Genomic DNA, 24,269 nt, shown 5'->3' on the forward strand with positions numbered 1-24,269 from the left:
GACGGCGGCGTGCGCGGGGCGCTGGCTAGGCTCGCCGCATGACCCACAGCTTCGCACTCCACATCCCCGACACCGGCCTCGAACCCGAGCCCCTCGACCCGGAGCAGATCGTCTCCGGGAACCCGGAGGTCACCGGGAAGGTGGTCTGGGAGTCGCCGGACGGCCGGCAGATCCGCGGGATCTGGCAGATCACGCCGGGCGTGGTCACCGACACGGAGGCGGACGAACTGTTCGTGGTGATCAGCGGTTCGGCGACGATCGAGATCGCGGACGGGCCGACACTGACGGTCGGGCCGGGCGACATGGCGGTGCTGCGCGCGGGCGACCGTACGACGTGGACGGTGCACGAGACGCTCCGCAAGGCGTACGCGATCAACCTGTGAGGCCGCCCGCTCTTCACGAAGGCGGCGCCGTCGTCCCCCGGATCTCCAGCGTCGGCACGGCGAGGTGGACACGCCCCGCGCCCTCGTCGTACCGCCGCTCGAACCGGTCGAGCAGACAGCGGGCGGCGCGCCGGCCGATCTCGTACGGCGCCGTGTCGACCGTGGTCATCCAGACGTGCCGCAGCCGGGAGATGCTGGTGTTGTCGTAGCCGGCCACCGAGAGGTCCCGCGGCACGCGCAGGCCGAGTTCCTCGGCCGCCGAGAGGGCGCCCACCGAGGCCATGTCGTTGACGGCGAAGAGCGCCGTGGGCCGCTCGGGGCGGCTGAGCAGGCGTACGGTCCCCCGGTAGCCGCCCTCCTCGGTCAGATCGCCGGGCTCCACGACCGGTTCGGCGCCGTGGGCCCGCATCGCCGCCTCGAAGCCGTGTCGGCGCAGTGCGCCGACCGCGCCGTGGCCCGCGAGGTGGGCGATCCTGCGGTGGCCGAGGCCGAGCAGGTGTTCGGTGGCGAGCCGGGCCCCGTGCTCGTCGTCCCCGGCGACGACGTCCACGCCCGCCGGCTGCGGCTCGCGGGCGCCCGCCACCACGACCGGCATCCGCCGTGCCAGCGCCCCGAGTTCGCCGGGGTCCGGAACCGTGCCGACCACCACCAGGCCGTCGACCCCCAGGTCCAGAAACGGTTCGGCGAGGTCGTGCCCCATCCGCCGGTTCAGCCGGGCGTCGGCGAGCAGCATGTGCAGACCGGCGGTGTGCAGCAGGGAGTTGAGGCCGTCGAGGAGGTCGACGAACCACGGGTTGCGCAGGTCGTCCAGGAGGACGCCGACCGTGCGGGTGCGCTGTTCGCTGAGGCTGCGGGCGGCCGCGTTGGGCCGGTAGCCCAGCTCGCGCACGGCCCGCAGCACGGCCTCGCGCTTCTCGGGGCTGACCGGTCCCGAGCCGCGCAGCACCAGCGAGACCAGCGACTTGGACACTCCGGCCCGGTCGGCCACGTCACGGATGGTCGGCGGTCTCATGACATGGACCGTTCCATGCGACGTGCCGCTCTGTCAAAGGGTTGACACGCTCGCCATGTCAGCACAAAGGTGGCCTGGACACAGCATGGACCGGTCCAAGTAGCCCCGGGAGGGCTGTCATGGTGGATGAGCTGGGTGTCGCCGTCGTCGGGTTCGGCTGGATGGGCCGGGTGCACACCCAGGCGTACGCGCGGCTGCCGCACCACTATCCGCACCTCCCGCTGCGGCCCCGGCTGATCACCGTCGCCGAGGAGGTGCCCGGGTGGGCCGAGGAGGCCGCCGCGCAGTTCGGGTTCGTCTCCGCGACCCGCGACTGGCGGGAGGTGGCCGCCGACCCGCGCGTGCGGGCCGTCAGCATCACCGCCCCGAACTTCCTGCACCGGGAGATCGGTGTGGCGATGGCCGAGGCCGGCAAGCACATCTGGATCGAGAAGCCGGTCGGGCTGACCGCCGGGGACGCCCGCGCGGTCGCCGACGCGGTCGCGAAGGCCGGCGTGCAGGGCGCGGTCGGCTTCAACTACCGCAACGCGCCCGCCGTCGAGGCCGCCCGCGAGCTGATCGCCTCCGGTGAGATCGGCAGGGTGACCCACGTCCGCATCCGCCTGTTCAGCGACTACGCGGCCCACCCGGACGGCGCCCTGACCTGGCGGTACGAGCGGGCGCGCGGCGGCAGCGGGGTGCTCGGCGATCTTGCCTCGCACGGCGCGGACCTGGCCCGCTTCCTGCTCGGCGAGATCGCCTCGCTCACCGCCGACACCGCGATCTTCCTCCCGGAGCGCGCCCGGCCGACCGGCGCCACCGCCGGCCACACACTCGCCGCCGGCGGCGAGCGGGGACCCGTCGAGAACGAGGACTACGTCAACTGCCTGCTGCGCTTCGCCTCCGGCGCCCGCGGGGTCCTCGAAGCCTGCCGGGTCTCGGTCGGCGAACAGAACAACTACGGCTTCGAGGTGCACGGCACGAAGGGGGCTGTCTGCTGGGACTTCCGGCGGCTGAACGAGCTGGCGGTGAGCCGGGGTGCGGCGTACCAGGACCAGCCGGTGAGCACGGTGTTCGTCGGTCCGGGCACCGGTGAGTTCGCGGCGTTTCAGCCGGGGGCGGCGAATGCGATGGGGTACGACGATCTGAAGGTGATCGAGGCGTACCGCTTCGTACGGTCCGTGGCCGAGGGGGTGCCGTACGGCACGACGCTCACGGATGCGGTGCGGAGCGCTGCCGCCTTGGACGCGATGACGCTGGCCGCTCAGCGCAAGACGTGGGTGGACGTGGAGGCAGGTTGATCCGAGCTCTCTGCTGGAAGCACCGCGAGACGCCGTAGAGAGTGCCGCGATGTGCCTGCTGGCGTCTGCGGGTCCGTCGTGGCCTGTCGCGCCCACGCGGCGGTAGCCGCATATCAGACATGGCCCCGCGCCCCTCGGCGGTGCTGCCGCTCACGGCGTTGATCTGCTCAGCTCTTCCACGCCCGCCGTCAGCGCGTCGGTCACCGAGTCCGGCGGGATGTCGGCGCCGCCGCTCGTGCGGGCCTGGAGTGGCAGTTCGACCTGGACTCCGGCGAGGCGGGTCAGGTTGACGGGGTTCTGGGGGTGTACGCCGCGCAGGGCGGGCGGGATCGCCGCCAGGTCGGTGACGGTCGGGAACTGTGGGGCCCCGGCGGCGAAGGCCTCGGCCAGGACACGGGCCGCGGGCCGGTTGGCGCCGCCGAGGAAGATCGTGTGCGGGGCCTCGGGGCGCATATGGCCGTGCAGGGAGACCGTGAGGGAAACCCGCCGCAGGAACTCCCGGAGCAGTGCGCAGTGGTCGGCCGCCATGCGTGGGGACGGGATGTGGACGGGCTCCCGGGCGCCAGGCTGGGTGAAGACGAGGCTGGTGGCGCCGCAGCGGCGGGCGACGAGGCCGGCGAGTTCGGCGGTGCCGCCCTCGTTGCTGCCGTGCAGCGCCAGGAGCCCGATGCCGTCGCCGGGTACGAGGGTCGCGAGGAGCGGGACGCCCTCGATCTCGATGTGTTCGGTGCGTGTCATCGCTTCCCCTCAGCCGTCCGTCGGTGCGGGCATGTTGTACGGCGTGACGACCTGGATCGCGGACGGCAGCGGCGGGCCGGCCGGAGGCAGTGCGCCGTGCGCCCGCATGACGAGATGGCAGGCCTCCCGCATGTCCTGACGCAGATCGTGGTGGAGCACGGCGGACAGCCGGTGTTCGCGCAGCAGCCGGGTGTTGTCGTGGTCGAGGTCGTGGGCGATGAACACCGCGCAGGTGCGGCCGAGGTCGGCGAAGGCGCGCAGGGTGGCGTTGTTGCCGCCGCCGATGGAGTACACGGCCCGGATCTCCGGATCCCGTGCCAGGGCGGCGCGGACCAGGTCGTACTGCGTGGCGTCCAGGCCCTGCCCCTCGGCGATCTCCACCAGGGTCCGCTCGGGATGCCGGGCCCGCATCACGCCGCGGAAGCCCATCTCGCGCTCCTCCTCGTTGCGGAAGAAGCCGCTGCTGAGGCTGGTGAGGACGTTGCCGGGCCGGTCGCCGAGCCACTGGCCCATCAGATAGGCGGCGGTGGCGCCGGCGGCGCGGTTGTCGCTGCCGACGTAGCCGACCCGGCCGCTGGCGGGCAGGTCGGTGACCAGGGTGACGACCGGGATGCCGGCCGCCGTGAGCCGGCCCACGGCCGCGGTGACCTCGGGAACGTCCGGCGCCTTGAGGATCACGCCCTGGGAGCCGCGCCGGGCGATCCGGTCCAGCGTCCCGACCTGCTCCGCGGCCGGGCCGGTCTCGCGGAAGTGGAAGCGGGAGCGGACCACCGCCGGGTGCAGGGACGGCAGTTCGGCCTCCAGGGCGGCGCGCACGGCGGTCGAGAACCGCTCGGGCGCCTGCACCACGATGTCGACCATGAACGTACGGCCGACCAGCCGGACCTGTGTGCGCTGCCGGTCGAGGTCGGCGATGGCCCGGCGCACCTCCTGCGCGGTGCTCTCGCGCACCCCTCCCCTGCCGTTCAGCACTCGGTCCACGGTGGCCTCGCTGAGACCCGCCTGACGTGCGATCTCCCGGATCGGGAACGGGTGGCCCATGGCCCGGCTCCTTGAGGGGTTTTTGATGGCCGGCTGCTGGTTGTTCGAGGGGTTTGTACTGACAAGAATGACAGGGCCGCGTCGTTCCCGTGGCCGAAAGCCGCAATCGGCCGGAGGCTCGGGATCGGCAGGAGGCCGGGCTCGAAGGCCCGAGGCCGCCAGGCCCTGACCGAAAGGACACCGATGTCCGTCGCTTCCGTGCCAGGTCGTACGTGGCTGTCCGAGCAGGACTGCGACCTCGGCGCCTTCCGCGCCCTGATCGACCGGACGACACATCTGGCGGACTACCCGCACGCCGCCTCGGTGGCGGAGAACGTCCTGGTGTACGAGGGCGAGCGGCTGCGTACCGCGGAGGACCGGGATGCGCTGCGGGCCGAGCTGGTGCGGGCGTTCGCCGACGGCCCGGGGATCGTCGTGGTGCAGGGCGCCTTTGCCGACCCGTCCGTCGTCGACCGGGTCACCGCGGTGTTCGAGGCCCTGCTCGCCGAGCAGCGGTCCGCGGGGGCGGCCGCGGGCGACCACTTCGCGAAGCCGGGCGCCAACGACCGGGTGTGGACCGCACTGGAGAAGACGGCCCTGTACGACCCGGAGGCGTTCGCCGACTACTACGCGAACGACGTCCTGGCCCTGGTCCCGGGCGCCTGGCTGGGCCCCGGCTACCAGGTGACCTCGCAGGTCAACGTGGTCAACCCGGGCGGCGCCGGCCAGACCGCGCACCGGGACTACCACCTCGGCTTCCTGAGCGACAGGGCCGCGGCCGCCTACCCCGCCCATGTGCACCGCCTCTCCCCGGTGCTCACACTGCAGGGCGCGGTCGCCCACTGCGACATGCCGGTGGCGTCGGGCCCGACGCTGTATCTGCCGTACTCGCAGCGGTACGAGCCGGGCTATCTGGCCTGGCGACTGCCGGAGTTCCAGGCGTACTTCGAGGCGGGCCATGTACAACTGCCGCTCGCCAAGGGTGACGCGGCCTTCTTCAACCCGGCGCTCTTCCACGCCGCAGGCACCAACCGCACGGCGGACGTGCGGCGCACGGCCAATCTGCTCCAGGTGTCCTCCGCCTTCGGGCGTGCGATGGAGACGGTGGACCGGGAGGCCGTGGCGAACGCGGTGTTCCCGGTGCTGTTGCGCCGCGCGGCCGAGGGCGCAGGCGAGGAGTGGCTGGAGAACGTGATCGCGGCGAGCGCCGAGGGCTACCCCTTCCCGACCAACCTCGACAGCGACCCGCCGGTCGACGGTCTCGCCCCGCCCGCGCAGGCGGACGTTGTGCGGCGGGGCGGTGCGCGAGGAATGGACGCCGGAGCGGCTCCGCGCGGAGCTGCGGGCGGGTACGGAACGGCGAGAGAGCTGAGGAAGGTCAGGGCAGGCCATGGGACTTCTCGACGGACTTCTCCGGGACAAGATCGTCCTGGTCAACGGCGGCAGTCAGGGGGTCGGCGCCGCGATCGCGCGGGCCGCCGTCCGGGAGGGCGCCGTCGTGGCGGTCACCGGCCGCCGTACCGAACCGGGTGAGGCGCTGGTGGCCGAGCTGTCGGCGGCCGGGGGCAAGGCGATGTTCGTGCGCGCCGATCTGGCGGACGCCGAGCAGGCCAAGGCTGCGGTGTGTGAGGTGGTGGACGCCTACGGCCGGATCGACTGTCTGGTGAACTCGGCGGGGCTGACCTCGCGGGGCACTCTGCTGGACACGACGCCGGAGCTTTTCGACGCCCATGTCGCGATCAATCTCAAGGGACCGTTCTTCGCGATGCAGGCGGCGGTCGCCGACATGGTGGCGCGCAGGGCGCCCGGCACGATCGTCAACATCATCACCTCCTCGGCGCACGGCGGCCAGCCGTTCCTGGCCCCGTACGTCGCCGCCAAGGCGGGCCTCGTGGGCCTGACCCGCAACGCCGCGCACGCCCACCGCTGGGACCGGATCCGGATCAACGGCCTGAACATCGGCTGGACCGCGACGGAGGGAGAGGACGCCACGCAGCGTGCCTTCCACGGCGCCGGCGACGACTGGCGGGAGCAGGCCTCGGCGCGGCTGCCGATGGGCAAGCTGGGCCAACCGGACGAGATCGCCGACTTCGTGGTGTTCCTGCTGTCCGATCGCTCCGGTGTGGTGACCGGGTCGGTGATCGACTGGGACCAGAACGTGCTCGGCGGCCTCGACTGAACCTCCCTCCCCACTGGTCCCTGTGTCCCCGTGACAACTGCCTCGTCCCCGTAAGACCTGCAAGGAGCCTCATCATCATGCGTATCGGAATCCTCGGCCTCGGCCGCATCGGCGCCTTCCATGCCGAGACCCTCTCCGGTCTCGACGCCGTCGGGTCGCTCGTCGTCACCGACCCGTTCGCGGACGCGGCCAAGGCCGCCGCCGAGCGGTTCGGGGCCGAGGTCGTTGACTCGCCGGAGGCGCTGCTGGCCGCCGGTGTGGACGGCATCGTGGTGGCCGCCGCGACCGACGCCCACCCCGCCCTGATCCTGGCCGGCGTCGAGGCCGGCGTCCCGGTCTTCTGCGAGAAGCCCGTCGCGAAGACGATGAGCGAGGGCGTCGAGGTACTCAAGGCCGTGCAGGGCAGCGACGTGCCGATCCAGGTCGGCTACAACCGCCGGTTCGACGCGGGCTTCACCGCCGCGCGCGCCGCCGTCCGGGCGGGCGAGCTGGGCAAGCTGCACACGGTCCGCTCCACGACCCTGGACCCGGCGCCGCCGCCGGCCGCTTACGTCGCCGCGTCCGGTGGCATCTTCCGCGACTGCTCCGTGCACGACTTCGACATCATCCGCTGGGTGACCGGCCGTGAAGTCACCGAGGTGTACGCGGTCGGCGGCAACCGGGGTGCCGACTACATCAAGGAGGCGGGTGACGCCGACACCACCGGAGCGATCCTCACCCTGGACGACGGCACCATCGCGGTGGTCTCCAACTCCCGCCACAACGCGCGTGGTTACGACGTCCGCATGGAGTTGCACGGCTTCACGGACTCGATCGCGGTCGGCCTGGACGACAAGCTGCCGCTGCGCTCGGTCGAGCCCGGGGTGACCTTCCCGGCCGGCACCCCGCACGACTTCTTCATGGACCGCTTCACCGACGCCTACCGCGCCGAACTCACCGCGTTCACCGAGGTCGTGGCCGGGACTCGCCCCTCCCCCTGCACGATCGAGGACGCCCTGGAGGCAGGCTGGATCGCCGAAGCCTGCACCCTGTCCCTGCACGAGCACCGACCGGTGACGCTGGCGGAGGTCCGCCAGGCCTGACCCCGCGCCTCCTTCGACGGGCGGGACGGCGCCGTGAGCCTCATCGGTCACGGCGCCGTCCCGCTCGTGCGGCTCAAGGGGCCGTTCAGCTCGGTGCGGCTCAGAGGCAGTAGCGCACCAGCCACTCGTCCGGGTTGTAGGCGTCCCGCGCCGGGTCCGGCAACGTCGCCGGCTTGGTCTCGACCGTGTCCTCGGGGCGTATCCGCTCGGGCAGCGCGCCGAAGCGGGTGCGGCGCAGGACCGCTTCGTCGGTGGCCTCCTGGGGCGTCTTCCCGGATTCCGTACGCCGCGTCATCTCGTCCTCCCGTCCGCGCGGGCGTCCCCCGTCGTCCTGCTCAACGCCCACGTGCCCCCGTTTGGTTCCCGGCCACCCCCTGCCCGAATCCGTTGCCGTACCGCAGGAACCGACCGGCCGGGCACGCCGAGGGCCGGTTCCCGCAGACACGGGAACCGGCCCACACGGCGCACCGAATCCTCAAGCCCCGCAGGAGCGCAGGAACCGTCGGGTGCGGACCGCGATCGGCAGGGGCTTGTCCGGCTCGCAGGGATACATGTCCTGCTCCACGATGGCGAACAGGTCCACGCCGAGCCGCTGCGCCGCCTCCATCACCGGCCCCAACTCCGGTACCCCTGACGGCGGTTCGCACATCACACCGCGGGCCACGGCGGGCCCGAACGGAGTTCCCTCGGCCCGCACCTCGGCGAGGATCCCCGGGTCCACCTGCTTGAGATGGAGATACCCGATGCGCTCGCCATAGGTCTCGATGAGCTTGACGCTGTCGCCGCCGCAGTAGGTGTAGTGCCCGGTGTCCAGGCAGAGGTTGACCAGATCCGTGTCGGTCGAGTCCAGGAAGCGTTCGACGTGGTCCTCGGTGTCGATGTGCGTGTCGGCGTGCGGGTGGACGACGATGTCCAGGCCGTACGTCTCCTTGACCTCGTGACCGAGCCGCTCCATGCCCTTGGTCAGGTGCGCCCACTGCTCGGCGGTCAGCTCCGGCGGCTCCAGGATCTCGGCGGTCTTGTCGTCACGCCAGAAGGAGGGGATGACCACCAGGTGCCGCGCCCCCATCGCGTGGGTGAGCGCGGCGACCTGGCTGACGTGGGCCCAGGTCTCCTCCCACACGGACGGGCCGCGGTGCATGCCGGTGAAGATCGTGCCCGCCGAGACCTTCAGGTTCCGCCGGGCCACCTCGTCCCTGAGGCGGGCGGGGTCGGTGGGGAGGTAGCCGTAGGGGCCGAGTTCGATCCACTCGTAGCCCGCTTCGGAGACCTCGTCGAGGAAGCGTTCCCAGGGCACCTGCCGCGGGTCGTCGGGGAACCAGACGCCCCAGGAGTCGGGGGCCGAGCCGACCCGGATACGGTCCAGCGGGGTGGGGGTGACCATGGTCAGGGGGTTCCTTCCGGGGAGGGTGCGACGGGTGCGGTGAGGTCGCTCTCTTCGGGGAGTTCGTCGGTGTCGACGCCGCGTACCTGGGCCAGTTCGTGTTTGAGGGCGGCGAGTTCGGCGCCGCCGGCCATGTGGTTGGTCAGTTCCTCCAGGCTGACCTCGGCGCGGGAGGCGGACAGTTCGAGGGTGCCCAGGCGCAGGACGCTGAAGTGGTCGCCGACCATGTAGGCGTGGTGGGGGTTGTGGGTGATGAAGATGACGCCCAGGCCGCGGTCGCGGGCGGCGGCGATGTACTTGAGGACGACGCCGGACTGTTTGACGCCGAGGGCGGCGGTGGGCTCGTCCAGGATCAGGACGCGGGCGCCGAAGTAGACGGCGCGGGCGATCGCGACACACTGGCGCTGGCCGCCGGAGAGGGTGCCGATGGGCTGGTCGAGGTCGTCCAGGACGATCCCCATGTTGCGCAGTTCCTGGTCCGCGGTCTGCTTCATGCGGGCGATGTCCAGGCGGCGGACCGGCCAGGGCCCCCTGGTCATCTCCGAGCCGAGGAAGAAGTTGCGCCACACCGGCATCAACGGCACCGTCGCCAGGTCCTGGTAGACGGTGGCGATGCCCCGGTCCAGGGCCTCACGCGGGGTGCTGAAGCGTACCGGCCGGTCGTCGACGAGGAACTCGCCCTCGGTGTGCTGGTGCAGCCCGGAGACGATTTTGATCAGGGTGGACTTGCCGGCGCCGTTGTCGCCGAGGACGCAGGTGACCTGGCCGGGAAGGACCGTCAGGTCGACGCCGTGCAGGGCGCGGATGTTGCCGTACGACTTGCCCGCACCGCGCAGTTCGACCAGCGGGCCGTCCTGCTGGGGTGCGGCGTCCTGGAGGACGGCGCCGTGGGTTCCGGTTCCGTTGTCAGTCATGGCGTTACCTCCGGGTCGCGGTGCGCTGGACCCACTGATTGATCAGGACGGCGCCCAGGAGCATCACGCCGAGGAAGGCCTTGAACCAGTCGGGGTTCCAGCCGGCGTAGACGATGCCCTGGTTGACCATGCCGAACATGAACGCCCCGAAGACCGAGCCGATCGCCGAGCCGGCCCCGCCGGTGAGCAGACAGCCACCGATCACCGCCGCCGCGATGTAGATCAGCTCGTTGCTCACACCCTCTCCGGACTGCACCGTGTTGAAGGAGAACAGGTTGTGCATGCCGACGAACCAGGCCCCGAGACCGACCAGCATGAACAGCGAGATCTTGGCGAACGTCACCGGGACACCGACGGCCCGCGCGCTCTCCTTGTTCCCGCCGACTGCGAAGATCCAGTTGCCGTACTTGGTGCGCAGCAGCACCCAGGTCGCCAGCGCGGCGAAGACCAGCCACCACACGACCGTGATCTTCACCTGGACCCCGCCCACGTCGAACGACGACGCGAAGACCTTCCTCGCCTGGGCGAAGCCGTCCATGTCGCTGATGTCGTCGGTGGCGACATTGCCGGTGACCAGCTTGGTCACGGCGAGGTTCACACCCTGCAGGATCAGGAACGTGCCCAGCGTGATCAGGAAGCTGGGCAGCCCGGTCCTCACCACCAGCCAGCCGTTGAAGAACCCGATGGCGAGCGAGACGGCCAGAGCGACGATCACGCCGGTCCACACGTTCATCGTCAACTGGTAGCTGAGCATGCTCGCGGTCAGCGCCGAGGAGATCACCGCGACACCGGAGGACAGGTCGAACTCGCCGCCGATCATCAGCAGCGCCACCGGCAACGCCATGATCCCGATCGTCGACGACTGGTACAGGATCGTCGCCATCGAACTGCCCTGACGCACCGCCGGCGCGGCGATCAGGAAGAAGACCACTACGGCCGCCGCACCGAGGAAGACACCCACCTCGGGGCGAGCCAGCAGCCGTAGCGCCAGCGGACGCCGCGTGGTACGGCCGTCGCTCTCCTTCGGACCGGATCCCGGCGGCCTGCCGAGGGCCGGCTCAGCCTGCTGCGCCATGCTCATCACCGGGTCCCCTTCGCGGCGAACTCGGCCACCTTGTCGACGTTGGACTTGTCGACGAAGGCCGGGCCGGTCAGTACCGGCTGCACCCCGCCACCGCTGTAGTTGCCGTTGTACTTGTAGAGCCACAGGGAGTCGACGGCCAGGTAGCCCTGCAGATAGGGCTGCTGGTCGACGGCGAACTGGATGGAGCCGTTCTGGACCGCCTTCACGAGGTCTTTGTTCAGGTCGAAGGTGGCCACCTTCGCCTTGCTGCCCGCGTCGCCCACCGACTGCACGGCGGTCAGCGCGAACGGCGCACCGAGGGTGACGACCGTGTCGATGGACGAGTCCTGCTTCAGCTTCGCCGTGATCGTCGACCGCACGGACGGCATGTCCGTGCCGTTCACATACAGCGTCTCGGTCGTGCCCTTGAACGTCTTCTGCACACCGTCGCAGCGCTGGGTGAGGCCCACGTTGCCCTGCTCCTGGATGACACAGACGATCTTCTTGGCGCCGGTGGTGTTCAGCTTGTCGCCGAAGGCCTCGCCCGCCACGCTCTCGTCCTGCCCGAAGAACTCCAGCATGCCGAGCTTCTTCCAGTCGCTCAGTCCCGAGTTCAGGCCCACCACGGGGATGCCGGCCTGTTCCGCCTTGCCGATGACGCCCTTCATCGCGTCCGGCTTGGCCAGGGTGACCGCGATGCCGTCGACCTTCTGGTCGATCGCGTTCTGCACCAGGTTCGCCTGGTTGCCGGCGTTCGGGTCGGCGGAGTAGACGAGCTTGATGTTGTCCTTGGCCGCAGCGGCCTCGGCGCCCTTGCGGACGGTGTCCCAGAAGGTGTCACCGGGTGCCTGGTGCGTGACCAGCGCGACGGTCATGCGCGGGGTGTTGGCCTTGCCCGCCGAGGCGTTCTGTGCCGCCTCCTCGGCCTTCTTGCCGCCATGGGCGCTGGCGCAGCCAGCCAGTGTCAGGGCGACCGCGGCGGCGACGGCCACCATCGGGGCCAGTCTCCGGGAGCGGGAGGGAGAAGAGCGGTCCATCTTTCCAGCACCTCACTGTGCGTGCGACGGGGGGAAGGGACGCTGTTGCGTTGGGACGGGATACAAGTCCTTGGCGAGCCCGCTGTCAATACTTTGTTAAGACATCATTTCACAAGCAGGTCCGAATGTAAGTACAAACCATTGACACCTTCACCTCCCCGGACCTACACCTGAGAGGCATGAGCCCAGTACACCGCACCGAGCAGCGAACGGCACCGGGTGATCGCGCGCTCGACTCGCTCACCTTCGCCCTGGACCGCACGAGTCCGGTGCCGCTGTACTACCAGCTCGCCCAGCAGTTGGAGGCGGCCATCGAACACGGCACGCTGGCCCCGGGCAACCTGCTGGGCAACGAGGTCGACCTCTCCGTACGGCTCGGCCTGTCCCGGCCCACCGTGCGCCAGGCGATCCAGTCCCTCGTCGACAAGGGACTGCTGGTGCGCCGCCGCGGGGTGGGCACCCAGGTCGTGCACAGCAAGGTCAGACGGCCGCTGGAGCTCAGCAGCCTCTACGACGACCTGGAGTCGGCCGGACAGGGCCCGACCACCCGGGTGCTGCGCAACGAACGGATCCCGGCACCCCCGGAGGTGGCCGCGGCCCTCACCCTCGCGGAGGGCGCCGAGGTCACCGTGCTGGAGCGGCTGCGCTGCACCCACGGCCGCCCGGTGGCGTTCCTGTGCAACTATCTGCCGGCCGACCTCCTCGAACTCCCCACGGAGCGGCTGGAGTCGACAGGCCTCTACCACATGATGCGGTCCGCCGGGATCGTCCTGCACAGCGCCCGCCAGTCCATCGGCGCCCGCAGCGCGACGGCCGAGGAGGGCGCCCTGCTGGAGGAAAAGGAGGGCGCGGCCCTGCTCACCATGCGGCGCACCGCGTACGACGTCACGGGCCGGCCGGTGGAGTACGGCAGCCATGTGTACCGGGCCTCGCGGTACGCCTTCGACTTCCAGCTGCTCGTCAGGGCCTGAACCGCCGATCAGCAGCACCTGAAACCTCCGGGGCCGGACCCGAACCGCTGGTCAGCACCGAAAACGGAATCACCCGTGTTCACACAGCCCCCACGGCCGCCCGCGCCGTGGGGGCCGTCGGCTCCGCGCTCCGGCGAACTCGCAGGTAACGATGACGATTACGTTTCGGGCAAGAGACAGCCCAGTGGAGGCCGACCTATTGACGCATGAGCGGACTTGGGGCTGTTATTACGCCCACGATGTTCGGTCGAGTTGGTTTCTGAGCGGTTTCGACGACCTTTCGGTGATCAACTCATCCCCTTGACCGAGCCCTGTTTTCCTCAGGAGCCGCCATGCGCCTCTCCCCCTCCGGTGTTTCCGTCCCCGGTCCCAGCCGTCGCTCGCTGCTGCGCGGAGCGGGCGGTGCCGCCCTGCTCGCCGGTGCCGGTATCCCCTTGCTGTCCGCCTGCGGAGGCAGCGGTTCCTCCTCCGACCCGAAGACCGTCACGCTCGGCTCCAACGCCTCGGACGCCGTGCCGAAGAAGGCCTTCGCGGCCGTGTACGCGGACTTCAAGAAGCAGTCCGGCATCACCGTCGATGTGAACACGAAGGACCACAACACCTTCCAGGAGCAGATCAACTCGTATCTGCAGGGCACGCCGGACGACGTGTTCAACTGGTTCGCCGGATACCGCATGCAGTTCTTCGCGGCGAAGAAGCTGGCCACACCGGTCGACGACGTGTGGCAGAAGATCGGGGACAATTTCCCGGACGCGATGAAGAAGCTCAGCAAGGGCGAGGACGGCAAGTACTACTTCGTGCCGGTGACGACGTACCCCTGGGCGATCTTCTACCGCAAGAGCGTCTTCCAGCAGCACGGCTACAAGGCCCCCGCCACCTGGGACGAACTGGTCGCCCTGTGCAAGCAGATGAAGAAGGACGGCCTGGTCCCGATCGCCTTCGGCGACAAGGACGCCTGGCCGGCGATGGGCACCTTCGACCAGATCAACTTCCGCCTCAACGGCTATGACTTCCATGTGCAGTTGATGGCGGGCAAGGCCTCCTGGACCGACGCCAAGGTGAAGGCCGTCTTCGACCACTGGGCCGAGCTGCTCCCCTACCACCAGGACGGCTTCATGGGCCGTACCTGGGAGGACGCCGCGCAGACACTGGTGTCGAAGAAGGCCGGCATGTACCTCCTCGGCTCCTTCGTGGCCCAGCAGTTCACCAACAAGGCCGACCTGGACGACCTCGACTTCTTCCCCTTCCCGGAGATCAATTCCGCGTACGGCCAGGAGACGGTCGAGGCGCCGACCGACGGTTTCATGGTCAGCAAGGCCCCGAAGAACCACGCCGGTGTCGTCAAGCTGCTGGAATACCTGGGCAGCCCGGCGGCCGAGGAGATGTACCTGAAGACCGACCCGAGCGTGGTCGCCGCCTCCGACAAGGCCAGCACCTCGGCGTACTCGGCGCTGCAGAAGAAGGCGTTCGAGATGATCGGCAGCGCGAAGAACCTCACCCAGTTCATGGACCGCGACTCCCGGCCCGACTTCACCTCCACGGTCATGCAGCCGGGACTGCAGAAGTTCCTGCAGAACCCCAAGGACGTGGACAACCTGCTGTCGTCCATCGAACGCCAGAAGAAGACGATCTTCGCGTCCGAGTGAGCGACCCGATGACGACCGATACGACGACGCAGACCCCGGAGACGGCCGCGGTGCCGCCTCCGGGCGCCTCGCCCGCGCGAACGCGGGCCACGCACAGCCACCGCCGCCTGCTGACCCGCCGCGACCGGATCACGCTCGCCCTGATGGCGGGCGTGCCGACGATCCTGCACGTGGCCCTCGTCTGGGTCACCGCCATCGCCTCGATCTTCCTCGCCTTCACCACCTGGGACGGCATCGGGTTCGACTCGATCAAGTGGGTGGGCCTGGACAATTTCAAACAACTCTTCAACGACAACCCGCAGTTCTGGCCGGCCGTCCAGCACAACGTGATCTGGTTCGTGGTGCTGATCCTGATCCCGACGCCGTTCGGCCTGTTCCTGGCCGTGCAGCTGGACAAGCGGATCCGCTTCAGCCGGGTGTACCAGACCGCGTTCTTCCTGCCGGTGGTCATCTCGATGGCCTGCATCGGCTTCGTCTGGCAGCTGGTCTACAACCCGGACACCGGCCTGATCAACAGCGTCATCGGCGCCAACAAGCCAGGCCACTACATCGACTGGATCGGCGACCCGCATCTGAACCTGTGGGCGGTCCTGATCGCCGCGTCCTGGCGGCACACCGGCTACATGATGATCCTCTACCTGGCCGGCCTGAAGAGCGTCGACCCGTCGCTGCGCGAGGCCGCCGCGCTGGACGGCGCGGGAGAGTGGCAGACGTTCAAGAACGTCATCTTCCCCACCCTGCGCCCGACCAACACGGTCGTCCTGGTCGTCACCATCATCGAGGCACTGCGCGCCTTCGACCTGGTCTTCGTCTTCAACAAGGGCGCCCAGGGCACGGAGTTGCTGTCGATCCTGGTCACCAACAACATCATCGGCGAGTCCAGCCGCATCGGTTACGGCTCCGCGATCGCCGTGGTCCTGCTGGTGATCTCCCTAGCGGTGATCATCCCCTATCTGATCGCCACCTTCCGGAAGGAGCGACGCGCATGAGCAGCACCACCCTGCCGCTGAAGCGGCGCGCCCCGATCCGCCCCGCCCGGATCGTGCTGCACGTCTTCCTCGCCGGTACGGCGCTCGCGTGGCTGGCCCCGCTGCTGTGGGCGATCTTCTCGGCGCTGCGGCCGTACAGCGAGACCAGCGCCAAGGGCTATGTCTCCTGGCCGGACAAGCTGACGTTCGAGAACTTCACGAACGCGTTCAAGCAGTCGGACATGCTGCACTACTTCGGCAACACGCTGATCATCGCGGTGCCGGCCGTGCTGCTGACCCTGTTCCTGTCCTCCTGCGTGGCGTTCTACGTCAGCCGCTTCGACTTCCGCCTCAACCTGGCCCTGCTGCTGGTCTTCACGGCCGGCAACCTCCTGCCGCAGCAGGTCATCATCACCCCGCTGTACCGGCTGTACCTGCTGACGAACCTGCCGGGCATCACGGCCAGCGGCAAGCTGTACGACTCCGCGCTCGGCCTGGTCCTCATCCATGTGGCGTTCCAGTCCGGGTTCTGCGCGTTCGTGCTGAGCAACTACATGCGCTCGCTGCCGCACGAGCTGACGGAGGCCGCGCTGGTCGACGGCGCCTCGGTGTGGCGGCTGTACTGGCAGATCACACTGCCGCTGTGCAAGCCCGCGATGGCGGCCCTGGCGACCCTGCTGTCGATCTGGATCTACAACGACTTCTTCTGGGCGCTCGTCCTGATCTCGACCGGTCAGAACATGCCGATCACCTCGGCCCTGAACAACCTCTCCGGCCAGTACTTCACCGACCCCAACCTGGTGGCGGCAGGCTCCCTCCTGACGGCCATTCCCACGCTGGTCGTCTACTTCGCGCTCCAGCGCCAGTTCGTCAGCGGCCTGACCCTCGGCTCCAACAAGGGCTGACCGCCAGGACACCGGTTCACGCGGCCGGCACGTTGCTCACCACCACCTTGCCGGCCGCGCGGTTCTCCTCCATGTACCGGTGGGCGTCGGGGAGTTCGGCCAGCGGAAAGACCCGGTCGAGGACTGGACGCACCGAACCGTCCGCGACCCGGTCGAGGATCTCCTGAAGCGCTCGCGAGGCCCAGTCGCCGGTGTTGACGGTGCTGCTGGAGAAGGTGGTCAGGGCGGCGCCGGACGGGATGTCCTCCAGTGGTTCGAAGGACGGGATGATCCATTCGTCCGACAGGCAGCCGGTGCAGCACACCCGTCCGCGCGGCGCGAGGGACCGCAGCGAGTCGAGCAGGGCGGGGCCGCCGACGAGGTCCAGGACCCGGTCGGCGCCGTCGGGCCACACCTCCTTCACCCGGTCGGGCAGCGCGCCCCCTTCGTCCAGTACGACGTGCTGGGCGCCGGCGGCGCGTACGGCCGCCGCCTTGGCAGGGTCGCGGGTCGTGCCGGCCACCTCCAGCCCCCGGTCACGCGCGAGGTCGAGGGCGGCCATGCCGACGCCCGAGGTGGCCGCGCGGACCAGCAGGCGCTGTCCGGGGCGCATCTCAAGGGCCTCCAGCGAACCGTAGGCGGTGAGGTAGGCCTCGGGCAGGGCGGCCACCAGCGGCCAGGGCAGGTCGGTGCGGATCGGCATCAGCTGCGCGCCCGGTATCAGGGCGTACTCCGCGTAGGCGCCGTCGAAGTGGCGGCCCATTCCGCCCATGGCGGCGGCGACGGCGGTGCCCTCCGGCAGCCGGGGATCGAGGGATTCGGCCACCACGCCGACACCCTCGATGCCGAGAATGCGGGGCAGTTCCACACCAGGCGACCAGCCGCGCCGGGTGAACAGCTCCGAACGGTTGAGCCCGAAGGCCGTGATCCGCACCAGGATCCAGCCCGGCCGCACCGACGGCCGCGGCACCTCCCGCAGGCGCAGCACCTCCGGACCGCCCGGGCGCTCGGCCACCACCGCCCGCATCGTCCGCTCCGCCATGGATCTGGCCTCCCTGTCTTCTCCCCCACAGAGCCACGGTCGGCGGGTGTGTGCTGTCCATGACCAGCCGACGTCGACGTAGAGGTACCACACGGCCGAGGGGCCGTACCGGAAGTTTCCGGTACGGCCCCTCGGCCACGTCGTGTTACCCAGTCGGGACGACAGGATTTGAACCTGCGACCCCTTGACCCCCAGTCAAGTGCGCTACCAAGCTGCGCCACGTCCCGATGCGCTCACTCGCGGTGACCCGCGTGATCGCGCGAACAGCACTTTACCCCACGCACGGGGGTGGGCCGAAGTGGGCTCGGGGTGCGCGGGGGACAATCGGCGGTATGACCAACACGGACGCATCGGATGCCAGGGACCGCGACGCGGACGGTCGGGCCCGCAACGCGCGCCCCCGGGACGGACTCGGGCGGCCGCTGCCGTACGACGCGGAGGGCGTCGCCCGGCAGCCGGAAGGGGTCGTACGGACGCCCGACGAGACGGTCGCCGAGGCGCAGGGGCTGCTGGACGCGGGTAAGCCGTTCCACGCGCACGAGGTGTTCGAGGACGCCTGGAAGTCGGGTCCGCAGGACGAGCGCGCGCTGTGGCGCGGCCTGGCCCAGCTGGCGGTCGGGCTCACCCACTCGGCCCGCGGCAACGCGGTCGGCGGGGCGCGGCTGCTGCGGCGGGGCGCGGCCGCGGTCGAAGAGTGGGCGGCGGCGCGGGACTCGGACCACCCCTACGGGATGGATCTGGCGGGGCTCGCCCAGTGGGCGCGGGAACTGGCGCAGCGGGTGGCGGACGGCTCCGGCCCGGTGGACGCACGTGCCGAGGCGCCTCGGCTCGGCGGGCGCGGGGCCTGAACCGGCGGCTCCGTGCAGCCTGTAGAGGCGATGAACGGGGTGTCAGTGGCATGCGGCAGACTCGGGGTGTGCGAAAGATTCATGTCATCGGTATCGGCGCGGGCGACCCCGAGCAGCTGACCCTGCAGGCTGTCCGGGCGCTGCGGAGCACGGACGTGTTCTTCCTGCTCGACAAGGGCGAGGTGAAGAGCGATCTCACGCAGCTCCGCCGGGACATATTGGACGCGCATCTGCCCGAGGGGTCGTACCGAGTGGTGCAGGCCCGTGATCCGGAGCGGGACCGTAGGGCGGGCGGGTCGGCGTACTCGCCGGCCGTGGAGGACTGGCGCAGCGCCCGTGCCGGGATCTACGAGCGGCTGATCGCCGAGGAGCTGGGCGAGGACGGCACCGGCGCCTTCCTGGTGTGGGGCGATCCCGCGTTGTACGACAGCACGCTCGGGATCCTGGAGGAGGTGCTGGCGCGCGGTGCGGTGGCGTTCGAGTACGACGTCATACCCGGTGTCAGCAGCGTCTCCACACTGGTCGCCCGGCACCGCACGGGCCTGAACCGGGTGGCCCGGCCGGTGCAGATCACCACCGGGCGGCGGCTGGCCGAGGGCTTCCCCGAGGGCGTGGACGACGTGGTCGTGATGCTGGACGCGCACCAGACGTTCCGGCAGTACGCCGAGGACGACATCGACATCTACTGGGGCGCGTACCTCGGCACGCCGGACGAGATCCTGGTATCCGGCCCGATCGCCGAGGCCGGTCCGCGCATCGAGCGGGTGCGGGCCGAGGCCCGCGAGCGCAAGGGCTGGATCATGGACACGTATCTGCTGCGCAGAAATCCCGGGGACGCTTGAGGGCCCCGCGCGGAAATCCGTGACGCATGACGGTCTGCCGCACGGAAACCTCCGAGCACTCCCGACGGCACTCGGGCGGACCGCCCCGCATGCGGCACTGGGCCACCCGTGTGATCGTGACCGCGTGACTGTCGCCGAGGAACCCGTACGGCCCGCCGCCGCAACGTCGTCTTCGTGACGATCGTGCTGGGCATGCTGCTCGCGGCCCTGGACCAGACGATCGCGGGCACGGCGCTGCCGACGATCGTGTCGGATCTGGGCGGCGCGGCGCACATGTCCTGGGTGGTCACCTCGTATCTGCTCGCCGAGACCGTCGCGACCGTGCTGGTCGGCAAGTTCGGCGACCTGTTCGGCCGCAAAATGGTCTTCCAGGTCTCGGCGATCGTGTTCATCACCGGCTCGTTCCTGTGCGGCCTCGCCACGAACATGACGCTGCTGGGCGGTGATGCAGGTGGGGCTGCTGATCCGGCTGGTCGGGCACGCGAGCCTCGGCCTGATCGCGGGCCGGCGCCATCTTCGGCCGGAGGTGCTGCTGCCGGTCTTCGACCGCGTGGTCGACGAGGGCTATCCGACCCGGGACGGCTTCCTGCTCTCCCACACCCAGGCCGGCAGCCGCGAGGCCGAGCTGATCGGCACGGCATGGGGCAACGGCATGGGGCGCCTGGCTGAAGGACCGGGTGCAGCAGGACTTCGGCCATCCGGCGGGCGCCGACCTCCGCGCGGCCGTCGACTCGATCGCCAAGCGGCTGCTGGTGGAGGACCTCAGCAACGGCTTGGCCCAACGGGCCACTTCAGCGGAGCCGGAGCCGAGCGCCGCGTAGGAAAGCCCGGGTGAGCCGGGCGCGGGGCACCGCCCATGCTCAGGGCCACGTCCGCCTCCGCCGTCCGTCCTCACGCCGGGCTGAGGCCGAGCCGTTCCAGCACCCCCGCCACATCGGGCACCGCCGTCACACCCGGGGGCAGCGGAGGGCGGCGTACGACCACGACGGGCAGCACGAGTTCCCGCGCGGCGGTCAGCTTCGCGGCCGTGGCCTCGCCGCCGCTGTCCTTGGTCACCAGCACCTCGATGCGGTGTGTGCGCAGCAGCTCCGTCTCGGCGGCGACGGTGAACGGGCCTCGCGCCAGGATCAGTTCGGTGTCCGGCGGCATCGGCGGCTCGGGCGGTTCCACCGAGCGGACCACGAAGTGCAGGTCGGTCAGATGGGCGAAGGTGGCCAGGCCCAGGCGTCCGGTGCTCAGGAACACCCGGCGGCCGAGAGCGGGCAGGGTCTCGGCGGCCTCGGCCAGCGACGGGGCGTCGTGCCACCGGTCGCCGGGGCCCGGCCGCCAGCCGGGGCGGCGCAGTACCACCGCCGGCACCCCGGTGGCCGCCGCCGCGTGGGCGGCATGGGCCGTGATCGACTCGGCGAAGGGGTGGGTGGCGTCGACCAGCGCGTCCACCTGGTGGGTGCGCAGCCAGTCGGCCAGCCCCTCCGCGCCGCCGAAGCCGCCGATCCGCACCTCACCCGCCACCGCTCCCGGCCGTGCGACCCGGCCGGCCAAGGACGTGGTGACCCGGAGGCCGGGCCGGGAGGCCAGGCCGGCGGCGAGGCGGCGGGCCTCGGTGGTGCCGCCGAGGATCAGGACATGCGCGGGCATGGGGGTGAGCGTACGAGGTCGTGCGGGGCGGTCCGGTGTCCGGGTCGCTACGGTCGATGTCATGGTGGTCTCGGAATCCGTGCGTGCCGTCCTGATCGACATCGACGGTGTCCTCACCGTCTCCTGGAAGCCCCTGCCGGGCGCCGTGGCGGCACTGCGCCGGATCCGCGCGGCCGGGCTCGGTGTGGTACTGGTGACCAACACGACGTCCCGGACCCGGGCGTCGATCGCCGAGACGCTGGGCGCCGCAGGTTTCGAGGTGGGCGCCGAGGACGTCCTCACCGCGCCCTCCGCCACCGCCGCCCATCTGGCCGAGCACTTTCCGGGCGCCCGTTGCGCGCTGCTCAACAGCGGGGACATCGCGGCGGATCTCGGCGGGGTCACCCTGGTCGAGGACGATCCGGAGGTGGTCGTGTTCGGCGGCGCCGGGCCGGAGTTCGACTACGCGGCGCTCGACCGGGCGTTCGGCTGGCTCCAGCGGGGTGCGCGGCTGATCGCCATGCACCGCAATCTGTACTGGCGCACCGACGCCGGGCTGCGTCTGGACGCAGGCGCCTTTCTGCTCGGGCTGGAGCAGGCGGCGCGGGTCGAGGCCGAGGTCACGGGCAAGCCGTCCCGGGCGTTCTTCGCGGCGGCGCTGGCCCAGCTGGGGGTGGGCGCGCAGCAGGCGCTGATGGTGGGCGACGACGTGGAGTCGGACGTGCTGGCGGCACAACGGGCCGGGCTGACCGGGGTGCTGGTGCGGACGGGGAAGTTCCAGCAGGAGACACTGGACGGGGCGAGCGGCACCCCCGACCACGTACTGGACTCCTTCGCGGACCTCCCGACACTGCTGGGGCTGTCGTAACCCGGGTGGGGGCACCTCCCACGCCCTTGGGGCAGTGGGGAAGGGGGTTTGGACGACAGGGCCTAGCGCAGCAGCTGCGCTCCGCCCACGATCGTCGCCGCGATCACGAGCTGTTCGAAGAGCCGCTGGTTGATCCTGTGCACGGCCCATTTGCCGAACAACGCTCCGGGGACGACGAACACCGCGAGCGCGGCGTCAAGGAGCAGCGAGCGTCCGTCGATCAGGCCGAGGCCCGCGCTGAACGGCACCTTGGACAGGTTCACGATCAGGAAGAAGAAGGCGGAGGTGCCAAGGAAGCCCAGCTTCCGGAAGCCGGCCGAGAGCAGGTACATCGACATCACCGGGCCGCCAGCGTTGGCGACCATCGTGGTGAACCCGCCGAGCACGCCGTACGAGCGGGCCTTGACGCGGCCCGCCCGGGTGGTGACCGAGTCCGGCGCTTCCTCGGTGCCGGCTCCGCGCCGCCGCCACACCGTGACCCCGGCCATCAGCAGCAGAATCGCGCCGATCGAGGTCCGTACGACCCCGTCGTCGGCCCACATCAGGAAGAGCGTGCCCACCACGACACCCGCCGCGACGGCCGGGAACAGCCGCCACAGAGTGGGCCAGTGGGCGTGCCGCCGGTAGGTGAGGACGGCGAGCACGTCGCCGGCGATCAGGACGGGCAGCAGCACGCCGGTGGAGGCGCGGGCCGGAAGGACGGCCGCGAAGATCGCGAGGCTCACCGTGTTGGCCCCGCTGACCGCGGTCTTGGAGAAGCCGACCAGCAGGGCCGCGAAGGCGAGCGCGGCGAACTCCCAGCCGGATATGTGCCAGAGCGTCATCGTGTTCATGCGGGGACCGATGCTATGTCCTGACAACCCTCCGGCGTAAGGACCGTCTCGCCAGGTGACCCCTGCCGCCCGCTACGACGGATCCGCTCACTTTTCCACGTACTTCGCCCGGAGTTCCCGCTTCAGCACCTTCATACTCGGCCCCAGCGGCAGCGCGTCCGCGAACTCCACGCGCCGCGGGTACTTGTGCCGGCCCAGGTGTTCCTTGGACCACTCGGTGATCGCGGCGGCGTCGGGGGCGGCGCCGGATGCCGGTACGACGACGGCGCAGACCTCCTCGCCGTGCAGTTCGTCGGGCAGGCCGATGACCGCGACCTGGGCGATCGAGGGGTGACGCATCAGGACCTCCTCGACCTCCCTCGGGTACACGTTGTAGCCGCCGCGGATGATGACGTCCTTCTTGCGGTCGACGATCCTGAGGAACCCGTCGTCGTCCTTGGTGCCGAGGTCGCCGGTGCGGAACCAGCCGTCGACGAGTGCCTCGGCCGTGGCCTCGGGGCGGCCGAGGTAGCCGGAGAAGACGTTGTGGCCGCGGATGACGACCTCGCCCAGCTCGCCGGGCGGCAGCAGCTGGATGCGGTCCTCGACCTCGGCGCGGGCGATCTCCACGTCGACACCCCACAGCGGGTGGCCGATGGTGCCTGCCTTCGTGCCGAACAACGGCTGGTTGACGGTGGCGGTCGGCGAGGTCTCCGACAGCCCGTAGCCCTCGTAGACCTTCGCGCCGAACGCCTCCTCGAACCGCTCCAGTACGGCCACCGGAAGCGAGGCCCCGCCCGAGACGCACACGCGCAGGTCGGGCAGCGTGGCGGCCTGCGGGGCCGCGGCCGCGAGGGCGACGTACATGGTCGGCACGCCGTGGAAGGTGTTCACACCCTCCTTGACCATCAGCTCGATGGCGCGGGCCGCGTCGAAGCGGGGCAGCAGCACGAGCGTGGCGCCCGCCCGCCAGGTGGAGTTGAGCGACACCGTCTGACCGAAGGCGTGGAAGAGCGGCAGCGCGCCGAGAGCGATGTCGTCGGCGCGGATGTCGTTGGCGTCGAAGGCGTTGACCGTCGCGTTCATCACGATGTTGAAGTGGCTGAGGACGGCGCCCTTCGGGACGCCGGTGGTGCCGCTCGTGTAGAAGATCACCGCCGGGTCGTCGGCGGTACGGGTGACGTACGACGGCAACGGCTCGGCGCCCGCCGCGAGCTTGTCGAACTCCTCGCCCAGGGTGACCACTTGGATCCCGAGGGCCTCGGCGGCCGCCCGCCCGGTCTCGGCCTGGGCGGGGTGCACGAGCAGCAGTGTCGCCCCGCTGTCCTCAAGCACATGCTCGACCTCGCCGGCCGACAGCAGCAGATGCACGGGGACGACGACTCCGCCGGCCGCGGCGACGGCGAAGTACGCGACGGGGAACTCGGCGGTGTTGGGGGCCATGAGGGCGACCCGGTCGCCCGGCCGTACGCCGAGGCCGGTGAGCGCGCCCGCCCGGGCCAGGGCCCGCCGCCAGACCTCGCCGAAGGTCAGCCGCAGCTCGCCCTCGACCAGCGCGGTCTTGTCGGGGCGGCGCCGGGCGTTCTCGGCGAGGATGGCGGCTACGGACAGGGTTGCCATGGACCAGTACTCCTTGCTGCGGCTCGTGTGTCGAACTCCCTTGCGGGAAGCCCCCGTCG

General features: G+C 70.5%; 24 protein-coding genes, 1 tRNA gene and 2 pseudogenes. 14 read left to right on the plus strand and 13 right to left on the minus strand.

Annotated features, from left to right (window positions below):
• Positions 1-38 precede the first annotated feature (38 nt).
• Entirely contained in the window at positions 39-383 is a 345-nt protein-coding gene (locus AV521_RS14090) for a cupin domain-containing protein (RefSeq protein ID WP_076088151.1), read from the plus strand.
• Positions 384-396: 13 nt separating this feature from the next.
• Here the strand turns inward: AV521_RS14090 and AV521_RS14095 are convergent, their stop codons facing one another.
• Complete coding sequence (locus AV521_RS14095; protein ID WP_076088153.1) at positions 397-1,395, minus strand: LacI family DNA-binding transcriptional regulator; 999 nt, start codon at positions 1,393-1,395, stop codon at positions 397-399.
• A 119-nt stretch (positions 1,396-1,514) separates the two neighbouring features.
• Between AV521_RS14095 and AV521_RS14100 the strand changes: the two genes are divergently transcribed.
• Positions 1,515-2,675 carry a Gfo/Idh/MocA family protein gene (locus AV521_RS14100; protein WP_076088156.1) on the plus strand — a complete coding sequence of 387 codons (1,161 nt, stop codon included), beginning with the start codon at positions 1,515-1,517 and terminating at the stop codon, positions 2,673-2,675.
• A 150-nt stretch (positions 2,676-2,825) separates the two neighbouring features.
• Here AV521_RS14100 and AV521_RS14105 read toward each other — a convergent pair whose 3' ends face one another.
• Positions 2,826-3,413 carry a poly-gamma-glutamate hydrolase family protein gene (locus AV521_RS14105; protein WP_076088158.1) on the minus strand — a complete coding sequence of 196 codons (588 nt, stop codon included), beginning with the start codon at positions 3,411-3,413 and terminating at the stop codon, positions 2,826-2,828.
• A 9-nt stretch (positions 3,414-3,422) separates the two neighbouring features.
• Positions 3,423-4,454 (minus strand): LacI family DNA-binding transcriptional regulator, encoded by a 1,032-nt coding sequence (locus tag AV521_RS14110; protein WP_076088160.1) that lies wholly within the window; start codon positions 4,452-4,454, stop codon positions 3,423-3,425.
• A gap of 183 nt (positions 4,455-4,637) precedes the next feature.
• Between AV521_RS14110 and AV521_RS14115 the strand changes: the two are divergent.
• The 3 genes and pseudogenes from AV521_RS14115 (at position 4,638) to AV521_RS14125 (ending at position 7,694) form a co-directional block, all read left to right on the plus strand.
• Positions 4,638-5,805, plus strand: a pseudogene (locus tag AV521_RS14115) (phytanoyl-CoA dioxygenase family protein).
• Between the two features lie 18 nt (positions 5,806-5,823).
• The gene (locus tag AV521_RS14120) at positions 5,824-6,612 is read left to right on the plus strand and encodes an SDR family oxidoreductase (protein ID WP_076088162.1); all 789 of its coding nucleotides are present in this window, start codon (positions 5,824-5,826) and stop codon (positions 6,610-6,612) included.
• Between the two features lie 77 nt (positions 6,613-6,689).
• On the plus strand, positions 6,690-7,694 hold the full coding sequence (locus tag AV521_RS14125; protein ID WP_076088163.1) for a Gfo/Idh/MocA family oxidoreductase: 1,005 nt from the start codon (positions 6,690-6,692) through the stop codon (positions 7,692-7,694).
• 100 nt (positions 7,695-7,794) lie between these two features.
• On the opposite strand, the gene AV521_RS14130 is transcribed toward AV521_RS14125, so the two are convergent.
• The 5 genes from AV521_RS14130 to AV521_RS14150 all read right to left on the minus strand — a co-directional run bounded on the left by AV521_RS14130 (position 7,795) and on the right by AV521_RS14150 (position 12,092).
• The gene (locus AV521_RS14130; RefSeq protein WP_076088165.1) at positions 7,795-7,989 is read right to left on the minus strand and encodes a hypothetical protein; all 195 of its coding nucleotides are present in this window, start codon (positions 7,987-7,989) and stop codon (positions 7,795-7,797) included.
• Positions 7,990-8,169: 180 nt separating this feature from the next.
• Positions 8,170-9,078 carry a sugar phosphate isomerase/epimerase gene (locus AV521_RS14135; RefSeq protein WP_076088166.1) on the minus strand — a complete coding sequence of 303 codons (909 nt, stop codon included), beginning with the start codon at positions 9,076-9,078 and terminating at the stop codon, positions 8,170-8,172.
• 2 nt (positions 9,079-9,080) lie between these two features.
• Positions 9,081-9,992 carry an ATP-binding cassette domain-containing protein gene (locus tag AV521_RS14140; RefSeq protein WP_076088168.1) on the minus strand — a complete coding sequence of 304 codons (912 nt, stop codon included), beginning with the start codon at positions 9,990-9,992 and terminating at the stop codon, positions 9,081-9,083.
• 4 nt (positions 9,993-9,996) lie between these two features.
• The gene (locus tag AV521_RS14145) at positions 9,997-11,073 is read right to left on the minus strand and encodes an ABC transporter permease (RefSeq protein ID WP_076088169.1); all 1,077 of its coding nucleotides are present in this window, start codon (positions 11,071-11,073) and stop codon (positions 9,997-9,999) included.
• Positions 11,073-12,092 carry a sugar ABC transporter substrate-binding protein gene (locus AV521_RS14150; protein ID WP_076088171.1) on the minus strand — a complete coding sequence of 340 codons (1,020 nt, stop codon included), beginning with the start codon at positions 12,090-12,092 and terminating at the stop codon, positions 11,073-11,075. Before AV521_RS14150 ends, AV521_RS14145 begins: the two co-directional genes overlap by 1 nt.
• Before the next feature lie 179 nt (positions 12,093-12,271).
• Here AV521_RS14150 and AV521_RS14155 point away from each other — a divergent pair, with 179 nt between their 5' ends.
• From AV521_RS14155 to AV521_RS14170, 4 genes are all read left to right on the plus strand, one after another.
• On the plus strand, positions 12,272-13,063 hold the full coding sequence (locus AV521_RS14155) for a GntR family transcriptional regulator (RefSeq protein ID WP_076088173.1): 792 nt from the start codon (positions 12,272-12,274) through the stop codon (positions 13,061-13,063).
• Between the two features lie 332 nt (positions 13,064-13,395).
• Entirely contained in the window at positions 13,396-14,709 is a 1,314-nt protein-coding gene (locus AV521_RS14160; protein ID WP_076088174.1) for an ABC transporter substrate-binding protein, read from the plus strand.
• 8 nt (positions 14,710-14,717) lie between these two features.
• Positions 14,718-15,698 (plus strand): carbohydrate ABC transporter permease, encoded by a 981-nt coding sequence (locus AV521_RS14165; protein WP_076088175.1) that lies wholly within the window; start codon positions 14,718-14,720, stop codon positions 15,696-15,698.
• Positions 15,695-16,582, plus strand: a complete 888-nt coding sequence (locus AV521_RS14170; RefSeq protein ID WP_076088177.1) for a carbohydrate ABC transporter permease — start codon at positions 15,695-15,697, stop codon at positions 16,580-16,582. Before AV521_RS14165 ends, AV521_RS14170 begins: the two co-directional genes overlap by 4 nt.
• A gap of 16 nt (positions 16,583-16,598) precedes the next feature.
• Here the strand turns inward: AV521_RS14170 and AV521_RS14175 are convergent, their stop codons facing one another.
• Entirely contained in the window at positions 16,599-17,603 is a 1,005-nt protein-coding gene (locus AV521_RS14175; RefSeq protein WP_076088179.1) for a zinc-binding dehydrogenase, read from the minus strand.
• A 153-nt stretch (positions 17,604-17,756) separates the two neighbouring features.
• Positions 17,757-17,830 (minus strand) — tRNA-Pro (locus AV521_RS14180).
• A gap of 105 nt (positions 17,831-17,935) precedes the next feature.
• Here AV521_RS14180 and AV521_RS14185 point away from each other — a divergent pair.
• From AV521_RS14185 to AV521_RS50740, 4 genes and pseudogenes are all read left to right on the plus strand, one after another.
• Positions 17,936-18,451: a DUF309 domain-containing protein gene (locus AV521_RS14185; protein ID WP_076088180.1), complete on the plus strand. Its 516-nt coding sequence runs from the start codon at positions 17,936-17,938 to the stop codon at positions 18,449-18,451.
• A 68-nt stretch (positions 18,452-18,519) separates the two neighbouring features.
• Positions 18,520-19,293 carry a precorrin-6A synthase (deacetylating) gene (gene cobF, locus AV521_RS14190; protein ID WP_107480912.1) on the plus strand — a complete coding sequence of 258 codons (774 nt, stop codon included), beginning with the start codon at positions 18,520-18,522 and terminating at the stop codon, positions 19,291-19,293.
• A 192-nt stretch (positions 19,294-19,485) separates the two neighbouring features.
• Positions 19,486-19,731: pseudogene (locus AV521_RS14195) on the plus strand (MFS transporter); the annotation flags it as partial.
• Between the two features lie 239 nt (positions 19,732-19,970).
• Positions 19,971-20,114 carry a hypothetical protein gene (locus AV521_RS50740; protein WP_256725547.1) on the plus strand — a complete coding sequence of 48 codons (144 nt, stop codon included), beginning with the start codon at positions 19,971-19,973 and terminating at the stop codon, positions 20,112-20,114.
• Between the two features lie 70 nt (positions 20,115-20,184).
• Here AV521_RS50740 and AV521_RS14205 read toward each other — a convergent pair whose 3' ends face one another.
• Positions 20,185-20,931, minus strand: a complete 747-nt coding sequence (locus AV521_RS14205; RefSeq protein WP_076088184.1) for a cobalt-precorrin-6A reductase — start codon at positions 20,929-20,931, stop codon at positions 20,185-20,187.
• A 61-nt stretch (positions 20,932-20,992) separates the two neighbouring features.
• Here AV521_RS14205 and AV521_RS14210 point away from each other — a divergent pair, with 61 nt between their 5' ends.
• Entirely contained in the window at positions 20,993-21,778 is a 786-nt protein-coding gene (locus tag AV521_RS14210) for an HAD-IIA family hydrolase (protein ID WP_179023088.1), read from the plus strand.
• Between the two features lie 62 nt (positions 21,779-21,840).
• Here the strand turns inward: AV521_RS14210 and AV521_RS14215 are convergent, their stop codons facing one another.
• Positions 21,841-22,611 (minus strand): sulfite exporter TauE/SafE family protein, encoded by a 771-nt coding sequence (locus AV521_RS14215; RefSeq protein WP_076088186.1) that lies wholly within the window; start codon positions 22,609-22,611, stop codon positions 21,841-21,843.
• Positions 22,612-22,698: 87 nt separating this feature from the next.
• Positions 22,699-24,210 carry a long-chain fatty acid--CoA ligase gene (locus tag AV521_RS14220; RefSeq protein WP_076088188.1) on the minus strand — a complete coding sequence of 504 codons (1,512 nt, stop codon included), beginning with the start codon at positions 24,208-24,210 and terminating at the stop codon, positions 22,699-22,701.
• Positions 24,211-24,269 lie beyond the last annotated feature (59 nt).

Source organism: Streptomyces sp. IMTB 2501, from assembly GCF_001953885.1.
Taxonomy (GTDB): Bacteria; Actinomycetota; Actinomycetes; order Streptomycetales; family Streptomycetaceae; genus Streptomyces.